The organism is Herbidospora mongoliensis, from assembly GCF_001570545.1.
In the GTDB taxonomy this organism is placed as follows: Bacteria; Actinomycetota; Actinomycetes; order Streptosporangiales; family Streptosporangiaceae; genus Herbidospora; species Herbidospora mongoliensis.
Genome location: NZ_BBXD01000020.1, coordinates 101,215 through 121,720 on the forward strand (window position 1 = coordinate 101,215; position 20,506 = coordinate 121,720).

General features: G+C 68.7%; 11 protein-coding genes. 8 read left to right on the forward strand and 3 right to left on the reverse strand.

Features of this window, described 5'->3' with window-relative positions; all coding sequences use genetic code 11:
* Positions 1 to 107 precede the first annotated feature (107 nt).
* Entirely contained in the window at positions 108 to 1,478 is a 1,371-nt protein-coding gene (locus tag AW272_RS29835; protein ID WP_066372212.1) for a chitinase, read from the forward strand.
* Positions 1,479 to 1,640: 162 nt separating this feature from the next.
* Here AW272_RS29835 and AW272_RS29840 read toward each other — a convergent pair whose 3' ends face one another.
* Positions 1,641 to 3,767: a ThuA domain-containing protein gene (locus tag AW272_RS29840; RefSeq protein ID WP_083958802.1), complete on the reverse strand. Its 2,127-nt coding sequence runs from the start codon at positions 3,765 to 3,767 to the stop codon at positions 1,641 to 1,643.
* 486 nt (positions 3,768 to 4,253) lie between these two features.
* Between AW272_RS29840 and AW272_RS29845 the strand changes: the two genes are divergently transcribed.
* From AW272_RS29845 to AW272_RS29875, 7 genes are all read left to right on the forward strand, one after another.
* Positions 4,254 to 7,397, forward strand: coding sequence for a fascin domain-containing protein (locus AW272_RS29845; RefSeq protein ID WP_066372216.1), 3,144 nt, complete (start codon positions 4,254 to 4,256; stop codon positions 7,395 to 7,397).
* Between the two features lie 127 nt (positions 7,398 to 7,524).
* The gene (locus AW272_RS29850; protein ID WP_066372219.1) at positions 7,525 to 10,770 is read left to right on the forward strand and encodes a discoidin domain-containing protein; all 3,246 of its coding nucleotides are present in this window, start codon (positions 7,525 to 7,527) and stop codon (positions 10,768 to 10,770) included.
* Between the two features lie 341 nt (positions 10,771 to 11,111).
* Positions 11,112 to 12,473, forward strand: coding sequence for an L-fuconate dehydratase (locus tag AW272_RS29855; protein ID WP_174551869.1), 1,362 nt, complete (start codon positions 11,112 to 11,114; stop codon positions 12,471 to 12,473).
* On the forward strand, positions 12,470 to 13,531 hold the full coding sequence (locus AW272_RS29860) for a sugar ABC transporter substrate-binding protein (RefSeq protein WP_066372222.1): 1,062 nt from the start codon (positions 12,470 to 12,472) through the stop codon (positions 13,529 to 13,531). The genes AW272_RS29855 and AW272_RS29860 overlap by 4 nt, the downstream gene beginning before the upstream one ends.
* Positions 13,532 to 15,031 (forward strand): sugar ABC transporter ATP-binding protein, encoded by a 1,500-nt coding sequence (locus tag AW272_RS29865; protein ID WP_066372223.1) that lies wholly within the window; start codon positions 13,532 to 13,534, stop codon positions 15,029 to 15,031.
* The gene (locus AW272_RS29870; RefSeq protein ID WP_083958806.1) at positions 15,028 to 16,089 is read left to right on the forward strand and encodes an ABC transporter permease; all 1,062 of its coding nucleotides are present in this window, start codon (positions 15,028 to 15,030) and stop codon (positions 16,087 to 16,089) included. The genes AW272_RS29865 and AW272_RS29870 overlap by 4 nt, the downstream gene beginning before the upstream one ends.
* A gap of 1 nt (position 16,090) precedes the next feature.
* Complete coding sequence (locus tag AW272_RS29875; protein ID WP_066372226.1) at positions 16,091 to 17,242, forward strand: ROK family transcriptional regulator; 1,152 nt, start codon at positions 16,091 to 16,093, stop codon at positions 17,240 to 17,242.
* On the opposite strand, the gene AW272_RS29880 is transcribed toward AW272_RS29875, so the two are convergent.
* Both AW272_RS29880 and AW272_RS29885 read right to left on the reverse strand, forming a co-directional pair.
* Positions 17,226 to 18,656, reverse strand: coding sequence for a class II fumarate hydratase (locus AW272_RS29880; protein ID WP_066372228.1), 1,431 nt, complete (start codon positions 18,654 to 18,656; stop codon positions 17,226 to 17,228). The two genes, AW272_RS29875 and AW272_RS29880, sit on opposite strands and share 17 nt — an antisense overlap.
* Positions 18,653 to 20,365: an NAD-dependent malic enzyme gene (locus tag AW272_RS29885; RefSeq protein WP_218011123.1), complete on the reverse strand. Its 1,713-nt coding sequence runs from the start codon at positions 20,363 to 20,365 to the stop codon at positions 18,653 to 18,655. Before AW272_RS29885 ends, AW272_RS29880 begins: the two co-directional genes overlap by 4 nt.
* Positions 20,366 to 20,506 lie beyond the last annotated feature (141 nt).

Sequence of the window (20,506 nt, forward strand, 5' to 3'; positions counted from 1 at the left end):
ATTGACAAGGGTCAGTGGGAGGGTGTTCCATCCGAGTTAATTTAAGGGGAAGAAGTATCCGGCCGGGCTCTCCCCTTGCCTCGCTTACGTGTGAGAAAGAGATACCCATGCGCCTTCGATTACTGCTGCGCGCCGGAGCCGTGCTGAGCGCCGCCGCGCTCGTGCTCACCGGTGTCGTCGCGGCCCCCGCCCAGGCGGCGGTCGGTCAGATCACCGGATTCGGCGGCAAGTGTGTCGACGTCGCCGCCGCGAGCTCCGCCAACGGCACCGCCATCCAGCTCTACACCTGCAACGGCACCACCGCCCAGCAGTGGACGACCGGTACGGGCCAGACCATCCGCGCCCTCGGCAAGTGTCTCGACGTCGCCGCGGCCAGCTCGGCCAACGGCACCCGTGTCCAGCTCTACGACTGCAACGGCAGCGCGGCCCAGAACTGGACCGCCCAGTCCGACGGCACCCTGCGCGCCCTCGGCAAGTGCCTGGACGCCACCGGCAACACCTCCGCCGACGGCACCCCGCTGCAGATCTGGGACTGCTTCGCCGGCGCCAACCAGCGCTGGACCCTCCCGACCGGCGGCGGCAACCCCGACCCCGGCAACCCGAACCCCGCCAGGTTCCCCGGCACGCCCTACCTCTACCTCGGCTGGGGCAGCCCGCCCAGCGCCACCTCGATCATGAGCCAGACCGGTGTGCGCTCCTTCACCATGGCGTTCATGCTGTCCGGCGGCGGCTGCGTGCCGCGCTGGGACGGTTCCCGTCCGCTGACCGGCGGCACCGACCAGTCGACCATCAACGCCATCAAGGCCGCGGGCGGCCAGGTCCAGATCTCCTTCGGCGGCTGGTCCGGCAACAAGCTCGGCCCGAACTGCTCCACCCCGGCGGCCTTCGCCGGCGCTGTGCAGCAGGTCATCAACGCCCACGGGCCCAACGTGGTCGACTTCGACGTCGAGAACACCGACGAGATGGGCAACTACACCGTCCAGGACCGCATCCTGAACGGCCTCAAGATCGTCAAGCAGAACAACCCGAACATCCGGATCGTCGTCACCATCGGCACCGGCCAGAACGGCCCCGCCGGCGCCGAGGCCCGCTTCATCCAGCAGGCCCGCGCGCTGAACGTGCCGATCGACAACTACACCCTCATGCCGTTCAACTTCGGCGCCTCCAGCATCTACAACTCCACCGTCAGCGCGTCGGAGGGGCTGAAGAACCAGCTCAAGTCCCTGTGGGGCTACACCGACGCCCAGGCCTACGCCCGCATGGGCATCTCGGGCATGAACGGCTACTCCGACAACAGCGAGGTCACCACGGTCGGCACCTGGACGCAGATCCGCGACTGGGCCAACGCCCGCGGCCTCGGCCGGCTCGCCTTCTGGTCGGTCAACCGTGACCGCCCCTGCTCGGGCGGCCTCACCGACACCTGCTCCGGCGTGGCCCAGTCCAACTGGGAGTTCACCCGGATCACCGCCGGGTTCTAGTCCCCCCTGAACGAGACAGCCCCCCTCGGCCTACGTCCGAGGGGGGCCGTTCTCATGCCCGGACTCTCCGCAGGACGACCACGGCCGCCCTCGCGTAGGACGGGGGCGGCCGTGTGATGGGTCAGCCCCCTCGCCCGCAAGACGAGGGGGCCGCTTCAGGGGTCAGGAGCCGTAGACGTCGAACTCCCACAGCGAGTAACCGTAGGCGGGCAGGGCGCGCTGGGTGCCGTACACCCGGACGTAGCGGCCGGTGCCGTTGACCGTGAGGTCGTCGACGCCGCCGTCACTGGCGGTCTGGGTGCTGACGGTCGTCCAGGTGGCGTTGTCGGGGGAGGTCTCCACGCGGTACTGCCGACCGTAGGCGGCCTCCCACTGGAGGCGGACCCGGGTGACGGTGCGGCTCTGGCCGAGGTCGACCGTGATCCACTGCGGGTCGGCGTAGGCCGAGCCCCAGCGGGTCGCGGTGTTGCCGTCGACGGCGTTGGCCGCCGCGTGGGCGCTGTTCGGTTCCACGCTGGAGGCGGTGACCGGGCGGCCGCGGGACAGCAGCGCCGGCTGGGGGTTGCCCGTCGCGGGGGTGCCGAAGACGTTCAGGTCCCACAACGAGTAACCGTAGGCGGTGAGGGCGCGCTGGGTGCCGTACACCCGCACATAACGGCCGGTCCCCGACACGGTCAGGTCGTCGATGCCGCCGTCACCGGCGGTCTGGGTGCTGACGGTGGTCCAGGTGGCGTTGTCGGGGGAGACCTCGACCCGGTACTGACGGCCGTAGGCGGCCTCCCAGTTCAGCCTGACCCGGTTGACGTTGTAGGAGGCGCCCAGGTCGACCGTGATCCACTGCGGGTCGGCGTAGGCCGAGCCCCAGCGGGTCGCGGTGTTGCCGTCGACGGCGTTGGCCGCGGCGTGGGCGCTGCCTGCCTCCACGCTGGAGGCGGTCACGGTCTTGCCCCGGGCCAGGTCGGTGGGCTGCGGGGTGGTGCCGCCGTCGCCCTTGACGCGGATGTTGCGGTAGTTGATGTCGAGGCCGGCGCCGTCGTTCTGCAGGCCGACGTAGCCGTTCTGGATCGCGCGGGCGCTGGTGTAGTCGTTGATCTTGACGCCGTTGAGCCAGATCTCGACGCGGGTGCCGGTCACCTTGATCTCGTAGGCGTTCCACGACCCCGGCGGGTTCAGCGCGGCGTCACGGAGCGCCGCGTTGGGGGCCGACAGGCTGTAGACCGAGCCGGTGGTGCGCGACGGGTCGGCGTCGGTGGCGTCGATCTGGATCTCGTGGCCCTGGTCGACCGGCTTCCACGGGTCGCCCAGCGGGTCGGGGAAGCCGATGAAGACGCCGCCGTTGTCGTCGCCCGGCATCATCCAGTCGGCCTTCAGCGAGTAGTTCGCGAAGGTGGAGACCGGATACCAGAGCAGGCCCATGCCGCCGAACGAGGTCAGGGTGCCGTTCGCGAGGGTGAAGCCGCCCGGTCCCGCCTGGCGCCACTGGTTGAGGCTGGTCTGGGTCCCGTCGAACAGCGGGGTGTAGCCGGTCTCGGGACGGCAGTCGGCCGTCCGGAACCCGGCCGCGATCTGGATCCCGCCGAGGAGCATCTGCCGGAAGTTGGTGTCGGCGAAGGTCTCCTGGGTGTGCCCCATGCCGGTGTACCAGCTCCGCCCGCCGCCGTAGTTCTGGCACCAGGTGATCGGGTGGTCGCCGCCCATCGAACCGCCGCTGTACGTGGACTCGTCGAGCGAGGCCAGGACGCGGGCCACCGACCGGGGATTGGTCCGGTAGTTGTACCACTCGTCCAGCCGGGTCCACGACGAGGGCAGGTGCGAGGTCGACACGTTCGACCGGTCCTCGACCTTGACGACCGCGTTCTGGTTGGCCGGGTGGCTGGCGAAGTAGGCGCCGACGAGGCCGCCGTACCAGGACCAGTCGTATTCGGTGTCGGCCGCCGCGTGCACGCCGACGTAGCCGCCGCCACCGGCGATGTAGGACTGGAAGGCCGTCTGCTGGGCCGCGTTCAGCACGTCACCGGTGGTGGAGAGCCAGATGACCGCCTGGAACTGGGCCAGGTTGGCCGTGGTGAACTGGGCGGCGTCCTCGGTGGCCGTCACGGTGAACCCGTTGGCCGCGCCCAGTTGCTGGATCGCGGTGATGCCGGCCGGGATCGAGTCGTGCCGGAACCCGGCGGTCTTGCTGAACACCAGGACCTTGGTGAGCGGGGCCGCGTCCGCCGCGGTCGGGACGGCGGAGAGCGCGCTCGCGGAGAGGACGGCCCCGAGAAGGGCCATGAGTAGTCGGCGCATGCCTGTGACTCCAAACTGTGCTTCGCAGAGCGCGCGCCGACCGCTACTCGAATGGATGAGGAAAAGTGTTCGCAGGCATACGGAGCCACTCGCATGCCGACTGTTCGAAGGCTCGCACACGGGACCTGACACCGTCAACGGAGGATAACGATCTCAAGACATCGGAGGTATTTGGGACCGGTCCGGCGGAGTTTCTTGTCGTACCCGACATAAAAACTGGCTGATAGCCGGTCTGTACGGGGATTCTTGATCGGTTTTGGGGATTCAGTGGACTTTGGGACAACCTATTGACGCCCGAAGACATCCAATGTTAACTGCGCCTGACAGTCCCGACTTGGTAACAGTGCGAGTCGGGCCTGTGTCTGCGCAGAGGGGCCGTCGGGCTGTCTCCTACCGGTCGCCGATCGCCGGTAAGGGAGCCCGGCGGCTCCCCTGTCAGAGGGACGCACCCCCCAAATCTGCTGTGGTGACCAGGAGATCGATGACATGAGATTTCTGAGAGCGCTCCCCGCCCTGGCGCTCGTCGGCGGACTGGCGGCTTCGGGAGTGGTGACGGCGCCCGCGCTGGCGTCCACGACCGACCACGCCTTCGACCAGTCGGCCGGCGCGCTGAACGTCAACTACGGCGGTTACCTGTCCAAGCACGACGTCGTGTACAACCGGCCGAACACCAACCCGAACTACGGGCTGACGGTCGGCAACGGCAAGACCGGTGCCATGGTCTGGAGCCAGAACGGCATCACCATGCAGGTGTCGGGCGCCGACCTGGCGCAGCAGTCGACCTACGCGGCCGGCACGCTGACCCTGAACACGAGCCCCGGGCTGGAGAGCAACTACACGACCTACCAGCAGCGGCTGAACCTGTACGACGGCACGCTGACCACCAAGTACGACAACAACCGCACCGTGACGATCCTGGGCCAGCCCGGCTCCGAGGTCATGGGCATCCGCGTCGAGGACTCCCGGGCCGGCGTCGGCGCCACCACGGTCGACCTCGGCTTATGGGACCCCAGCACGGTCCAGAACATCGCCGACACGCCGGACCTGAACACCTGGCGGACGGTCTCGACGTTCAACGACTCCTCGGTCGCCGGCTTCAGCCGCGGCCAGACCGACGCGAACGGTTTCGGCTACACCTTCGCCGCCACCGTCGAAGGCGCCAACTACACGACCTCGACGGTCAACGGGCGCACGGTCCGGCTGAGCATCACCGCCGACAGCGACTACACGATCTGGTACACCGCCGCGTCGCGGAAGAACGCTCCCTCGGCCAACTCGGTCCAGCAGGCGCGCAACCAGCTGGCCAATGTGAAGTCGGCCGGGACGGCCACGACGCTGACCAACTACAAGAACTTCTGGCACAACTTCTGGGCCAAGTCGTTCGTCCAGTACGGCGGCTCCGCCGACAACGACTACCTGGAGAACTTCTACTACCTGAGCACGTACATCGTCGCGGCCGGCGGGTATGGCAACTACCCGTTCCACTTCATCAACGGGGTCTTCCGTGCCACCGGAGACCAGTCGAAGTGGTCGAACGCGTATTGGTACTGGAACATGCGCCACGTGTACTACTCGTTCTACGCGTCCAACCACATCGATCTGATGGACGTGTTCAACAACCTCCATTCGAGGAATTACAACGCGCTGAAGTCGTACACGCAGACTAGATACGGCATCGACGGCATCTGGCTCCCGGAGACCTACGGCTGGGACGGCAACGCGCGCGGCACCATCAACTCCGACTACACCAAGAACACGATGTCGACCGCCGCCGAGGCCGCGTACAACATGTACCTGCGCTACCGGTACACCAACGACGCGACCTACCTGGCGAACACGGCCTACCCGTTCATGCGCGAGGCCGCGAAGTTCTACCGGAGCTTCGTGTCGCGTAACGCGTCCACCGGCCAGTACTACATCGCCAACTCCAACGCCCACGAGACGTACTGGAACGTCCAGAACGCGCTCACGGACCTGACGGCGATCCGCAGCCTGTTCCCGGTGACGATCCAGGTGGCCAACCAGCTCGGCGTCGACGCGACGCTCCGCACCGAGCTGCAGAACATCCTGAACAACCTGGTGCCCTACTCGGTGGTCAACAACGCCTACCAGCCGCACCAGCCGCCGATCTCGCAGACCCGCAACAACGAGAACGTCTCCGCGGAGATGATCTGGCCGTACAACCTGACCGGCATCGGCGCCTCCGACTACTCGACGGCGCTGAACACCTGGAACGTGCGTCCGCACCCCTACGGCAACGTGTGGGCCAACGACGCGGTCCAGGCCGCCCGCCTGGGACTGGGCGACCAGACCTTCCAGGGCATGAAGACGATGGCGCAGCGCTACCAGAACTACCCGAACAGCTTCACCAACAACACCAACGGTGTGTTCGAGTACCACGGTGTGCACATGGCGGCCATGAACGAGTCGCTGATGCAGTCGTACAACGACAAGATCCGCGTCTTCCCTGCCGCGCCGAGCAGCTCCTCCTTCATCGGCAAGTTCTCGCTGCTGGCCAAGGACGGCTTCATCGTCAGCTCCGAGCGCGAGGGCAACGAGACCAAGTACGTCGGCATCAGGTCCCTGCACGGCAAGCAGGCCACCGTGGTGAACCCCTGGGGCACCCAGCAGGTCCGCGTCCGCCGTACGTCCGACAACGCGATCATCACCACCAGCTCGGCCGCCGAGGTCAGCTTCGCGACCGCCGCCAACACGAACTACGTCGTGGAGCGCACCGCCAAGCTGCTCTCCGCCTACGGCTACACCCAGCTCACCGGCACCGCCAACCAGGCGGTGAAGTCGCTGAGCGGCACCGCGTCCACTCTCGGCATCGGGACCCCCGGTGGCGGCGGTGGCGGCGGCCTGATCAACAACACCGAGCTGACCTACGACGCGAACTGGCACCTGACCACGGCTCGCGGGTACGGCGACTACAACGACGACACGCACCACAGCACCACCGTCAACGCCGCCGCCACCTACACGTTCACCGGCACCGGCATCGAGATCCTCTCGGAACGGTTCTCCGACATGGGGAACATCGACGTCTACATCGACAACGTGTTCCAGCAGAACGTGAACCTCAACGCGAGCGGCAACAGGCAGGCGCAGCAGGTGGTCTACGCCAAGACCGGCCTGACCAGCGGCCAGCACACGCTCCGGGTGGTCAACAAGACCACGTCGGTGGGCATGATCGACGCGGTCCGGGTGACCACGGGCGGCGGCAATCCGCCGGCCGGCACGGTCACGCTGCGCTCGCGGGCCAACAACCTGTTCGTCTCGGCCGCCAACGCGACCACGCCGCTGATCGCCAACAAGACGACGGCGGGGGCGACCGAGCAGTTCGTCCGGGTCGACCTGGGCGGCGGCAACATCGCCCTGCGGTCGGTGGCCAACAACCTCTACGTGACCAACCAGGGTGGCGGCGGCACCGTGCCGCTGCTGGCCGACCGGCCTTCGGCCGGGTCGTGGGAGACCTTCACCGTGGTGAACAACTCCAACGGATCGGTCTCCCTGAGGGCCACGGTCAACAGCCAGTACGTGTGCGCGGAAGGCGGCGGGGCGCAGAACCTTGTCACCAACCGTGCGTCTATCGGACCCTGGGAGCAATTCGATCTAGTCGCTCTCTAGCACAGGGGCAGTAAGCGCGCCGGTGACCGCTTGTGGCGAGTGGTCATCGGTGCGTTCATCTATCGGCGGGGTTCGGTGACCAGCGTCCCGCCGTTTCGTCCCCATCCGTTCCTGCATTGGAGCATCCATGTCAGGTTCATCGCGCCTGCGCGCGATCCTGGTCACGCTGGCCATGGTCGTCGTCGCGCTGGTGCCCGTCCAGGCCGCCCACGCGGCGCCACCACCCACGAGCGGATTCGAGAAGGTCCGGCTCGACAGCGGACTGTCGATGGGCGAGCCCATCGAACTGTCGGTCCTGCCCGACGGCAAGGTGCTGTACATCAACCGGGGCACCACCGCCGGGGGCGGCCAGGTCCGCCTCTACAACCCGGCCACGCAGTCGACGACGGTCGCGCTGACCGTCCAGCTCGACGCCCGGTTCGAGGACGGCCTCATCGGCATCACCCTCGACCCGAACTTCGCGACCAACCGCTGGGTCTACCTCTTCTACTCACCCAAGGTGACCCCGCTGGTGAACCGGATCTCCCGGTTCACCTTCAACACCGCGAACAACACGCTCCCGGCCGGCACCGAAGACATGATCATCGAGTGGCCGACCGAGCGTGACCTCTGCTGTCACTCGGCCGGGTCGATGACCTGGGACAGCAACGGCAACCTCTACTTCGCGGTCGGCGACAACACCAACTCCGGCGGCGACTCGGCCGGCATGGCGCCGATCGACGAGCGGACCAGCCGCAACCCCCAGTACGACGCGCAGCGCACGTCGGGCAACACCAACGACCTCCGGGGCAAGATCAACCGCATCCACCCGGAGGCCAACGGCACCTACACGATCCCCTCGGGCAACCTCTTCGCGGCCGGCACGGCGCAGACGCGGCCCGAGATCTACATCATGGGGACGCGCAACCCGTACCGGATCTGGGTCGACAAGCAGGCCGGCAACACCCTTTATTGGGGCGAGGTCGGGCCGGACGCCGGCGCGACCGTCGCCAACCGGGGACCGGCCGCCTACGACGAGTACAACCGCGCCACCGGCGCGGGCAACTACGGCTGGCCCTACTGCGGCGGCCCGAACGTCGCCTACAACGACTGGGACTTCGCGGCCAACGCGCCGCGCGGCTGGTTCCCCTGCGGCGGCACCACCGGACCGGTCAACAACTCGCCGCGCAACACCGGTCTCCAGCAGCTTCCGCCGACCAAGCCGGCGCTGGTGTGGGAGCAGCACGGCGGCAGCAAGGAGTGGCCGGCCCTCGACAACCCCGGCGGCTGCGGCTCGCCGAACCACGCCGAGGTCTACCACTACAACCCGAACCTCAACAGCGCGGTGAAGTGGCCGCAGTACTACGACAACAAGCTGATCATCACCGAGTACTGCCGTAACTGGATCAAGGAAGTCCAGTTCAGCAACGGCAACCCGGTGACGGGCACCCCGACGATCATCGAACCTGTCCTCGCCGGGATGCCCTTCGTCCACCCCATCGACATGGAGTTCGGGCCCGACGGGTCGCTCTATCTCCTGGAGTACGGCAGCGGCTACTTCTCCGGCGCGGCCGACGCCGCCCTGGTGAAGATCAACTACGTGCAGGGCGGCCGGTCGCCGGTCGCGGTGGCCACGTCGAACGTCGACAACGGGCTCGCGCCGCTGACCGTGCAGTTCTCCAGCGCGGGCAGCAACGACCCCGACGGCAACCCGCTCACCTACGCGTGGGACTTCGACAACAACGGCACCACCGACTCCACGACGGCGAACCCGACCTATACGTACACGACCAACGGCGACAAGAGAGCCCGGCTGACCGTCAGCGACGGGACCATGACCGGCACCGTCCTGATCCCGGTCGTGGTGGGCAACAACCGGCCCGTCGTGAACGTCGGCGGGCTGCCCAACGGCGGCCTGTTCTCGTGGGACGAGCGCCTGACCGCCTCCGCCTCGGCCACCGACGCGCAGGACGGCACGATCCCGTGCGCCAACGTGGTCGTCCGGGCCGCGCTGGGGCACCAGGAACACGCCCACGAGGAGGGACAGGGCACCGGCTGCGGCGCCTCCTTCGACGTCGGCCCGGTGCACGCCGGTCCCGACTCGGTGCTCTTCTGGGTCATCAGGGCCTCCTACACCGACCAGGGGAGCGTCCCGCTCACCGGTGAGCGGGAGATCACCCTGTGGCCCAAGCAGTGGCAGGCCGAGCACTACGTCACGCTCAACGGCCCGCGCGTCGTCGACCAGGCCCAGGCCGAGGGCGGCAAGCGGCTCGGCGACATCCAGCCCGGTGAGTGGGTCCGCCACCACGGGGTCAACCTCCAGGGCATCACCGGCGTGAAGGCCCGCGTCTCCACCGCCAACGCCGGGGGAGTGCTCTCCTTCCGGTACGACTCCCCGACCGGCCCCGTCGTCGCGAGCATCAACGTGACGAGCACCGGCGGCTGGGACAACTACGTGGAGCTCACCGCGCCCGTGTCGGCCCCGACCGGCACGCACGACCTCTACCTGACCTTCTCCGGCACCGCCGGCACGGCCGTGTTCGACGTCGACAGCTACACCTTCACCGGGCCGGGCGTCTCGACGCCCGTGGGCGGCGGCGGTTCCGATCTGGCGCAGGGCAAGCCGGTGACGGTGTCGAGCACGGAGGCCGGGGCGAACGTCGCGGCCAACGCGGTCGACGGCAACGGCGCGACCCGCTGGTCCAGCCTCTACGGCGCCGACCCGCAGTGGATCACGGTGGACCTGGGGGCGTCCTACAACGTCAACCGGGTCAGGCTGAACTGGGAGGCCGCCTACGGCCGTGCTTATCGGGTGGAGGTCTCGCCGAACAATTCGACCTGGACGGTGCTGTCGAACCAGACGGCGTCGGATGGCGGGGTCGACGACCTCAGCGTGTCAGGGACGGGGCGATATGTCCGTATATATGGGACGCAGCGCGCGCTGACCCAATACGGCTACTCGCTGTGGGACCTCAACGTCTACGGCACGCCGGCCACCGGAACGCCCACGCTGCTGTCGAGGAGCCGCCCGGTGACGGTGTCGAGCACGGAGGCCGGGGCGAACGTCGCGGCCAACGCGGTCGACGGGAACACCGCCACGCGGTGGTCCAGCCTCTACGCCGACCCGCAGTGGATCACCGTCGACCTCGGCCAGAGCCGGTCCATCTCCCGGGTCCGGCTCCAGTGGGAGGCGGCCTACGGGCGGCAGTACCGGGTGGAGACCTCCAATGACAACAGCTCCTGGACGGTCCTGAACACCCAAACCGCGTCGGATGGCGGGGTCGACGACCTCACCGTGTCCGGCACCGGACGTTACGTCCGTATTTACGGGACGCAACGGGCCCTGACGCAGTACGGCTACTCCCTCTGGGAGTTTGACGTCTACGGCGTCTAAGCAGGTCAGACGGGGGGCCGCGATCGACCGCGAGGTCGGTCGCGGCCCTTCGAAATCATCGGATCTCTTTCTCGTTGCGGCTATTGACATGTCTGTAACATGCGGGGCATTCTTCTTGAGAACCAAACATCGGATGTCTGGAGAGTAACCGTGAAGGTGGCCCTGGGGTCTTCCCCCCGGCGGCGACCTGCGGAATTCTGGTCCCGCCAGGGATCGGTCCATGGCCCCGGAAGGGACCGTGTCCGCAAATTAATCGGATCTTTATCTCGAAAGGCTTTCGAATACGACCACCCGGCGGTAGCGCCGGTCTCTTACATTAATCGGATGTGTCTGGAGCTCGCATGAGGGTCATCTCCCTGGAGACGCACGACATCCGGTTCCCGACCTCGACCGAGCTCGACGGTTCCGACGCGATGAACCCCGACCCCGACTACTCGGCGGCCTACGTGGTGCTGCGGACCGACGAGGACGAGAAGGGACACGGATTCGCGTTCACGATCGGCCGCGGCAACGACGTGCAGACCGCCGCGATCAAGGCGCTGGACGGTCACATCGTCGGCCGCGACTGCTCCGACCTGGGCGCCGTCTACCGTGACCTGATCGGCGACTCGCAGTTGCGCTGGCTGGGGCCGGAGAAGGGCGTCATGCACATGGCGATCTCCGCCGTCATGAACGCCCTGTGGGACCTCAAGGCCCGCCGCGAGGGCAAGCCGCTCTGGCTGCTGCTCGCCGAGCTGAGCCCGGAAGAGATCGTCTCCCTGGTCGACTTCCGCTACATCACCGACGCGCTCACCCCCGACGAGGCGCTGGAGATCCTCCGCGCCGCGCAGCCGGGCCGGGCCGACCGCGTCGCCCTCCTGCGGGAGCAGGGTTACCCCGCATACACGACGTCGCCGGGCTGGCTCGGCTACGACGACGAAAAGCTTCGGCGCCTCTGCAAGGAGGCCCTCGACGAGGGCTTCACGCAGATCAAGCTGAAGGTCGGCGCCGACCTCGACGACGACATCCGCCGCATGCGGATCGCCCGTGAGGTCTGCGGCGACGGTTTCCCGATCGCGATCGACGCCAACCAGAGATGGGATGTCTCCGACGCGATCCACTGGGTGAAGGCGCTGACCGAGTTCGACCCCTGGTGGGTCGAGGAACCCACCAGCCCGGACGACATGCTCGGCCACGCCGCGATCGCCCGCGCGGTCGCACCCGTTCCGGTCGCCACCGGGGAGCACGTGCAGAACCGCATCGTGTTCAAGCAGCTCCTCCAGTCGGAGGCCATCTCCTACCTGCAGCTCGACGCGGCCCGCGTCGGAGGCGTCAACGAGAACATCGCCATCCTGCTGCTGGCCGCCAAGTTCGGCATCCCCGTCTGCCCGCACGCGGGCGGAGTGGGGCTGTGCGAGCTGGTCCAGCACCTGGCCATGTTCGACTTCGTCGCCGTCAGCGGGTCGAAGGAGGGCCGGGTGATCGAGTACATCGACCACCTGCACGAGCACTTCACCGACCCGGTGGTCATCCGGGACGGCAGCTACGTGGCGCCCGAAGCAGCTGGATTCAGCTCGGCGATGCGACCTGAGTCGCTCGCCGCGTTCACCTATCCCTGGGGTCAGTACTGGACCAGCGCAGTGGCCCAGAACGCCCCGGCGGCGGAGGCGCGCAGAACCTCCTCCGTCAATCACCCCCCTGTCCTGAAAGGCCGATCGGCATGAAACTTCTGTCCGTCGCCGCCAGCGCCGCCGTGCTCGCATTGGGCCTGGCCGCGTGTGGCACGTCCGACACCGCTGAGCCCGCGGCCAGCGCCGCTCCCGGTGAGACCGCCCCCGCGGCCGCCGCCGGTGGCAAGGTCGGCGTGGACTTCCCGCGCGCCGACTCCGACTTCTGGAACTCTTACAACAAGTACGTGCCGGAGCTCGCCACGAAGGACGGCGTCGAGCTGATGCCGCCGACCAACTCGCAGAACGACGTCGCGAAGCTGGTCGCCAACACCCAGGCGCTGGTCAGCCAGGGCGCCAAGGCGATCATCATGGCACCCCAGGACACCGGGGCCATCGCCTCGACCCTCGACCAGCTCGCGACCAAGAAGATCCCGGTCGTGACCGTCGACACCCGCCCCGACAAGGGCAACGTCTACATGGTCGTGCGCGCCGACAACCGCGCCTACGGCACCAAGGCGTGTGAGTTCCTCGGTGAGCAGCTCGGTGGCAAGGGCAAGGTCGTCCAGCTCATGGGCGCGCTGGCCTCCATCAACGGCCGTGACCGCGCCGAGGCGTTCCGCGACTGCATGAAGGAGAAGTTCCCGGAGATCACCGTCTTCGAGGAGCCGACCGAGTGGGAGGGCAGCAAGGCCGCGTCCATGCTGCAGACCCGCCTCGAGCAGAACCCGGACATCAAGGGCATCTACATGCACGCCGGCGGTGTGCACCTGGCCCCGACCCTCCAGGTCCTGAAGGCCAAGGGCCTGCTGGTCAAGCCCGAGGACCCCAAGCACATCTTCGTCGTCTCCAACGACGGCATCCCGGCCGAGTTCGAGGCCATCCGCGCCGGCGAGATCGACGCGACCGTCTCGCAGCCGGCCGACCTCTACGCCAAGTACGCCGTCTTCTACGCGAAGGCCGCTCTGGAGGGCAAGACCTTCCAGCCCGGCCCGACCGACCACGAGAGCAACATCATCCAGCTCCCGAACGGCCTTGAGGACCAGCTGCCCGCGCCGCTGATCACCAAGGAGAACGTGGATGACCCCAACCTCTGGGGCAACCAGGTCTCGTAGATGACGACCTCATCGAAAGCGGCGGCGGTCGAGGCGCTCGGCATCACCAAGCGCTTCGGCCCCACCGTCGCACTCAACGACGCGGGCCTCACCATCCAGCAGGGCGAGACGCACGCCCTGATCGGCCGCAACGGCGCCGGGAAGTCGACCCTCGTGTCGATCCTGACCGGCCTGCAGCGGCCCGACGCGGGTGAGGTCCGGTTCGCGGGCGAAGCGGCTCCGCCGATCGCCGACCGCGACGCGTGGAAGGCCCGAGTGGCCTGCGTCTACCAGAAGTCCACGATCATCCCCGCGCTGACCGTGGCCGAGAACCTCTTCGTCAACCGCCAGACCGACGGCAAGGTCATCAACTGGCGCGCGATGCGCGCCCGCGCCGTCGCCCTGCTCGAGCAGTACCACGTCGACGTCGACCCGTTCGGGCTCGCCGGCGACCTGGGCGTCGAGCAGCGGCAGCTGGTCGAGATCGCCCGTGCGCTCTCCTTCGGCGCGCGGTTCATCATCCTCGACGAGCCGACCGCCCAGCTCGACGGCCCGGCCATCGGACGCCTCTTCGACCGCATGCGCGACCTGCGCGAGCAGGGCGTCACCATGATGTTCATCTCGCACCACCTCGAAGAGGTGTACGAGGTCTGCCAGAGCGTCACCGTCTTCCGCGACGCCCGCCACATCGTCACCAGCTCCGTCAGCGAACTCCCGCACGACGCGCTGGTGGCCGCGATGACCGGCGAGCACGCCGTGACCTACGAGGCCAGGGCCCGGAAGATCGACGCCGGGGCCAAGGTCGTCCTGGAGGCGCGCGGCCTCAACTCCGCGGGCCGTTTCCACGACGTCGACCTGACCGTGAAGGCCGGCGAGATCGTGGGCCTGGCCGGATCGGGCAGCAGCGGCAAGATCGGCCTGGCCGAGACCCTGGTCGGGCTGCGCCGCGCCGACAGCGGGACCGTCATCGTCAACGGCACCGAGCCCAAGCCGGGCGACGTCCCGTCGGCGCTGGCCGCCGGCGTCGGTTTCGTCCCGCAGGACCGGCACCACGAGGGCTTCGTCGCCCTGCTGTCGGTCGGCGAGAACGCGACCATGCCGATCGCCGGGAAGCTCGGCCGCTTCGGGTTCGTCTCGCCCGACAAGCGCCGGGCCCGCGCCCGGACCATGATCCAGGAGCTCGACATCAAGACCGAGGGTCCCGACCAGCCGGTCGGCGACCTGTCGGGCGGCAACGCCCAGAAGGTCGTGATGGCCCGAGCCCTCGTCGACGACCCGGCCGCGCTGGTCGTCATCAACCCCACCGCCGGCGTCGACGTCAAGGCCAAGCAGTCGCTGCTCGGCTCGGTCGAGGACGCGGCGACGCGGGGTGCCGGAGCCGTACTGGTCAGCGACGAACTCGACGACCTGCGAATCTGTGACCGGGTTTTGGTGATGTTCCACGGCCGGGTCATCAAGGACGTGCCACGCGGATGGTCGGACAACGACCTCGTGGCCGCTATGGAGGGTGTTTCGTCATGACTGATCGGCAGGGGCGCCCCGCCCCGACACTGCCGAAGACGGCGGCGGCGTCGGCGAACGGCTCCGGCCCCGCGCCGGCCGCCGCCGCGCGGCCGGCCTTCCGGCTGAGCAGGTTCCGCGACCTGACGCTGGTTCCGGTCATCGTGGTGCTGCTGATCGTCGGTTCGATCATCGACCCGGTGTTCCTCACCATGGGGAACCTGACGAACGTGCTCCAGCAGCAGTCGGCGCTGGCCCTGGTCGTGCTGGCCGAGGCTCTCATCCTGATCGCCGGCAAGTTCGACCTGTCGCTGGAGTCCATCGTCGGCATGGCCCCCGCCGTCGCGGTGATGCTCGTCATCGCCACCGGCGACGGCGGTTTCGGCCTCGGCCTCCCGGCCGCGCTGGCCGTGCCGCTGTGCCTGCTGATCGGCGCCCTGATCGGCGCCTTCAACGGCTTCCTCATCCTGCGCTTCCAGCTGTCGGCGTTCGTCGTCACGCTCGCGATGCTGATCGTCGTCCACGGCCTGCACCTCGGCCTGACCGGCGGCAAGAGCCTGTTCGCCCTGCCCGAGTCGTTCCTCTACCTCGGCAGCGCGGTCTGGCTCGGCCTGCCCGCCGCGATCTGGATCACCGGCGTCCTGTTCGCCATCGGCATGTTCGCCCTCGGCTACTTCCGCGGCGGCCGCGCCCTCTACGCCATCGGCGGCAACGCCGACGCGGCCAAGGCGGCGGGCATCCGGGTCGACCGGGTCGTCCTGATGGTCTTCATCATCGGCGGCGCCCTCGCGGCGCTGGCCGGAATCCTGGAGACCGGCCGCCTCGGCGGCATCAGCGCCAACCAGGGCGTCGGCTGGATCTTCATGGTCTTCGCCGCGGCCGTCATCGGCGGCGTCAGCATGGACGGCGGCAAGGGCACCATCCTCGGCGCCCTCACCGGTGTCCTGGTGATCGGCCTGGTCGAGAACATCCTGACCCTCCAGGGCGTGCCGGGCGAGTGGAAGCAGCTCGTGTACGGCGGCATCATCCTGATCGCCCTGATGATCAGCCGGTTGGCCGGCGGGAGGGCCCAGGACTAGCGTGACGACCGGCCGCGCCACCCTGCGCAGGGACAACCTGTCCCGCGTGCTCCGGCACCTGCGTGACCACGGGACCTGCTCCCGTGCGGATGTGGTGGAGGCGACCGGTCTTCACCGTGCCACCGTCTCCTCCCTGATGACCGAGCTCATGTCGCTCGGCCTGGTCCGGGAGGAGGGCACCTCGACGGCCGGCGCCATCGGCCGCCCGAGGCGGGACGTCGCGCTCGACGGCTCCCACGTGGGGGCGCTGGGCCTGGAGATCAACGTCGACTATGTGGCCGCCCACGGTTGCGACCTGGGCGGCCGCGTCCTCTTCTCGGCCCGCTCGGGCTTCGACGCGGCGGGCGCCGGTTTCTCCGGGTGCCTCTCCGAGCTGGTGCGCATGGCGCGCCTCGCCTCCGCCGAGATGGGTCCCCTGGCGGGGGTCGTGGTGGCCGTACCCGGCCTGGTCTCCGAGGGGGCCGTGACCTTCGCGCCCAACCTCGGATGGCGTGACGTGCGCCTGGCCGACCTGCTGCGCGCCGAACTGGGCGTGACGGTCGGGGTGGGCAACGACGCCAACCTGGCGGCCCTGGCCGAATACACCTCCGGCGTGGCCGCCGGCACCTCCGACATGGTCTACCTGACGGGGGAGGCCGGGGGCGGGATCATCGTCGACGGCCGACTGCTCCGCGGCGCCGACGGCTTCTCCGGCGAGACCGGCCACTTACCCGTGGACCCCGGCGGAGCCCGGTGCGGCTGCGGCCGGACCGGATGCTGGGAGACGAAGGTCGGACTGGCGGCACTCGACCCCGCCGGAGCGACCGCGATGGGCCCCGAGGCCCGGGTGAACCAGATCGCCTCCGCAGCCGCCGCCGGCGACACCCGCACCCTCGACGCCCTGGCCGAAGTGGGCCGCTGGCTGGGCCTCGGCGGTTCGATCCTGGTGAACCTGTTCAACCCCCGCGCGATCGTGGTCGGCGGCTACTTCGCCCAGCTGGCCTCCCGGCTGATCCCCCCGGCCCAGGCCGAACTCGAACGACGGGCCGTGGCCGGGGGCAGGTGCACGATCGTGGCCTCGGAACTGGGCTTCGAGGCGGCGTCCCGTGGGGCCGCCGGGATGGTCGTGGACCAGATCCTCGACGACCCGCTGATCCTCATCCCGGCCGGGTGAGCTGTTCCGGGACGACCACCCGGTCGAACAGCGACTCGCTGACGCCCGACTTCAGCGCGGCCTCCTTGAGCGTCAGGTCCTCATCGAGCGCGCGGTGGGCGATCCTGGCCGCCCGGTCGTAGCCGATCTCCGGGCTCAGGGCGGTCACCATCATGATCGAGCGTTCGATGTTCTCCTTCAGCCTCCCGGTGTCGAGCCGGGCGTCCTGAACGAGGAACGTCCGGAAGTGGTCGATCATGTCGGCCAGGATGCGGGCGGCGTGCAGCACGTTGTCGATGATCAGCGGGCGGAAGGCGTTGAGCTCGAAGTTGCCCTCGGCGCCTGCCGTCGAGACCGCCGTGTCGAACGCCATCACCTGGATGCAGACCATCAGCATCGCCTCGGCCTGGGTCGGGTTGACCTTGCCCGGCATGATCGAGGAGCCCGGCTCGTTGGCCGGCAGGATCAGCTCGTGCAGCCCGGTGCGCGGGCCCGAACCGAGCCAGCGCATGTCATTGGCGAACTTGAACAGCGGGACCGCCAGCGCCCGCATCGCCGCCGAGACCCGCACCAGCGCGTCGCAGGAGGCCTGGGCGGCGAACTTGTTGGGCGCGCCGACGAACGGATAGCCGGTCAGCCCGGCGAGCTCGGCCGCGACCTCGTCGGCGAAGCCGGGCGGCGCGTTCAGGCCGGTGCCGACCGCAGTGCCCCCGACCGCCAGCCGGTAGAGCCCCTTGCAGGTGGTCGCGAGATGGTCGACGGCGTCGTCCAGCTGGGCGACGTACCCGGACCACTCCTGGCCGACCGTCAGCGGGGTGGCGTCCTCCAGGTGGGTGCGGCCGATCTTGACCACGTCGTCCCACAGCCGGCTCTTGGCGGCGGCGTCGTCCCTGAGCCGGCGCGCCGCCGGGATCAGGGTCCCTTCGATCGCCTGTACGGCGGCCAGATGCATCGCGGTGACGAAGGTGTCGTTGGACGACTGCCCCATGTTGACGTCGTCGTTCGGATGGATCGGGTCCTTGCTGCCCAGCTCGCCCCCGAGGAGCTGGATCGCCCGGTTGGAGATGACCTCGTTGACGTTCATGTTCGACTGGGTGCCGGAGCCGGTCTGCCAGACGTACAGGGGGAACTCGTCGTCGAGCCTCCCGCCGATCACCTCGTCGGCCACCTGGACGATGACGTCGGCCTTCCACCGCGGCAGTCGCCCGGCACGGGCGTTCACGATCGCGGCGGCCTTCTTGATGTAGCCGTACGCGTGGTAGACGGCCTTGGGCATGTGGTCGTCGCCGATGTCGAAGTGGATCAGCGACCGCTGGGTCTGCGCGCCCCAGTAGTGGTCGGCGGGCACGTGGATCTCGCCCAGCGAGTCGCTCTCGGTACGGGTTCCCCGCGCCCTGAGCCCGATCGGCATGTTGCGCGGCTTGTGCGTCGTCATCGCGTCTCCCCGGCTCGGACCGGCCGGTAGCACGGCTGCCACATGGCCTCCTGGACCTGCTGGACCGGGTCGCGCAGTTCCGTCCGTGCCAGGTGCTCCTCGGCCGCCTGCTTCACCACGGCGACGGCGACGGTGGCCGAGACCTCCCTCAGGTTGTCGACCTGCGGCAGCAGCGAGGCGCCCGGCAGCGTGACGTCGACAAGCCCGCCGACCGCCTCGGCGGCGGCCTGGAGCATGCCGGGGCTGACCCGCCGGGCCCGCGACACGACCACGCCCAGTCCCAGCCCGGGGTAGAGCATGGCGTTGTTGGCCTGGCCGATGACATAGGTGATCCCCTTGTACGTGATCGGGTCGATCGGCACGCCGGTCGCGATCAGAGCGCGGCCGTCGGTCCAGGCGATCAGGTCGGCGGGCATCGCCTCGATCCGCTCGGTCGGGTTGGAGATCGGGAAGATGATCGGCCGCTCCACCCCGGCGGCCATCGCCCGCACGACCTTCTCGGTGAAGGCGCCGTGCGCGGTCGAGGTGCCCAGCAGCATGGTCGGCTTGACCCGCCTGACGACCTCCTCCAGGTCGCCGCCCTCGCCCGCCGGACGCGCGTAGGGCACCTGGAAGTCCCGCAGATCCTTCATGTCCTCGGTGAGCAGCCCCTGCCGGTCGACCGGCCAGATGCGCCGCGTCGCGGTCTCCTGGTCCAGCCCGTCGCGCATCATCGCGTCCCTGAGCTGGTCGGCGATCCCGATCCCGGCCGTGCCAGACCCGAAGACGACGATCCGCTGATCCCGCATCGGCACCCCGGACACCTTGACGGCCCCGAGCATGGCGGCCAGCACGATCGCCCCGGTGCCCTGCATGTCGTCGTTGAACGTGCAGATCCGCCCGGTGTACTTCTCCAGGATCCGGCGCGCGTTGGAGGGCCCGAAGTCCTCCCAGTGCAGCATCGCGCCCGGGAACATCCGGGTGGCCGCGCCGACGTAGGCGTCGACGAAGTCGTCGTAGCGCCCGCCGCGCACACGGGCATGCCGGTTGCCCACGTAGGTGGGGTCGTTGAGGAGCGCCTCGTTGTCGGTGCCGACGTCGAGCGCGACGGGGATGACACGGTCGGGGTCGATCCCCGCCGCGGCCGTGTAGACGGCCAGCTTGCCTGCTGCGATGCCGGCGCCGCCGCCCACACCCCAGTCGCCGATGCCGAGGATCTCCTCGGCGTCCGAGGCCACGATCAGGTCGACGTCGTCTGGGCCCAAACCCAGATTTTCGAAGGCCTGCTCGATGTCCTCGGGGTGATCGACCGAAAGATACACCCCTCGGGGACGCCGATATTCATGACTGTACGTCTTGATCGCCTGCGCCACGGTCGGGTCGTAGACGATGGGCAGCATCTCACGGAGATGATCGCCCAGCAGCCGATAGTAGAGCGTCTCGTCCCGGTCGCGCAGCGCTTCCAGGTAGACGTTCTTCAGCAGGTCGGTCGGCTGGGCCTGATACTGCGCGTACGACCGCCGCACCTGCTCGTCGAGCGTCTCGACCACCGGCGGGAGCAGGCCGTCCAGCCCCAGTTCAGCCCTCTCCTGCGGCGAGAACGCCGTGCCCTTGTTCAGCAGCGGCTCCCGCAGCACCTCAAGGCCCCGCAGGGACGTCACGTAGCCGCCGTCGCCCTGTTCGGCGAACGCCGGCCGGGTCGCACCCGGCTTCCTGTTCCCTGGTGACATCGTCACCATCCCCCCGTCTCGCCCAGGTTTGGGACATGAAGGTCCCCTCCACCCGGGCACTGCCCGGCGACACGCAGGGCAAAGTCAAGGTCTCCCCACGAGTCCCCCCAGGTCTGGGCACGATCGGCTGGTCACAGACCT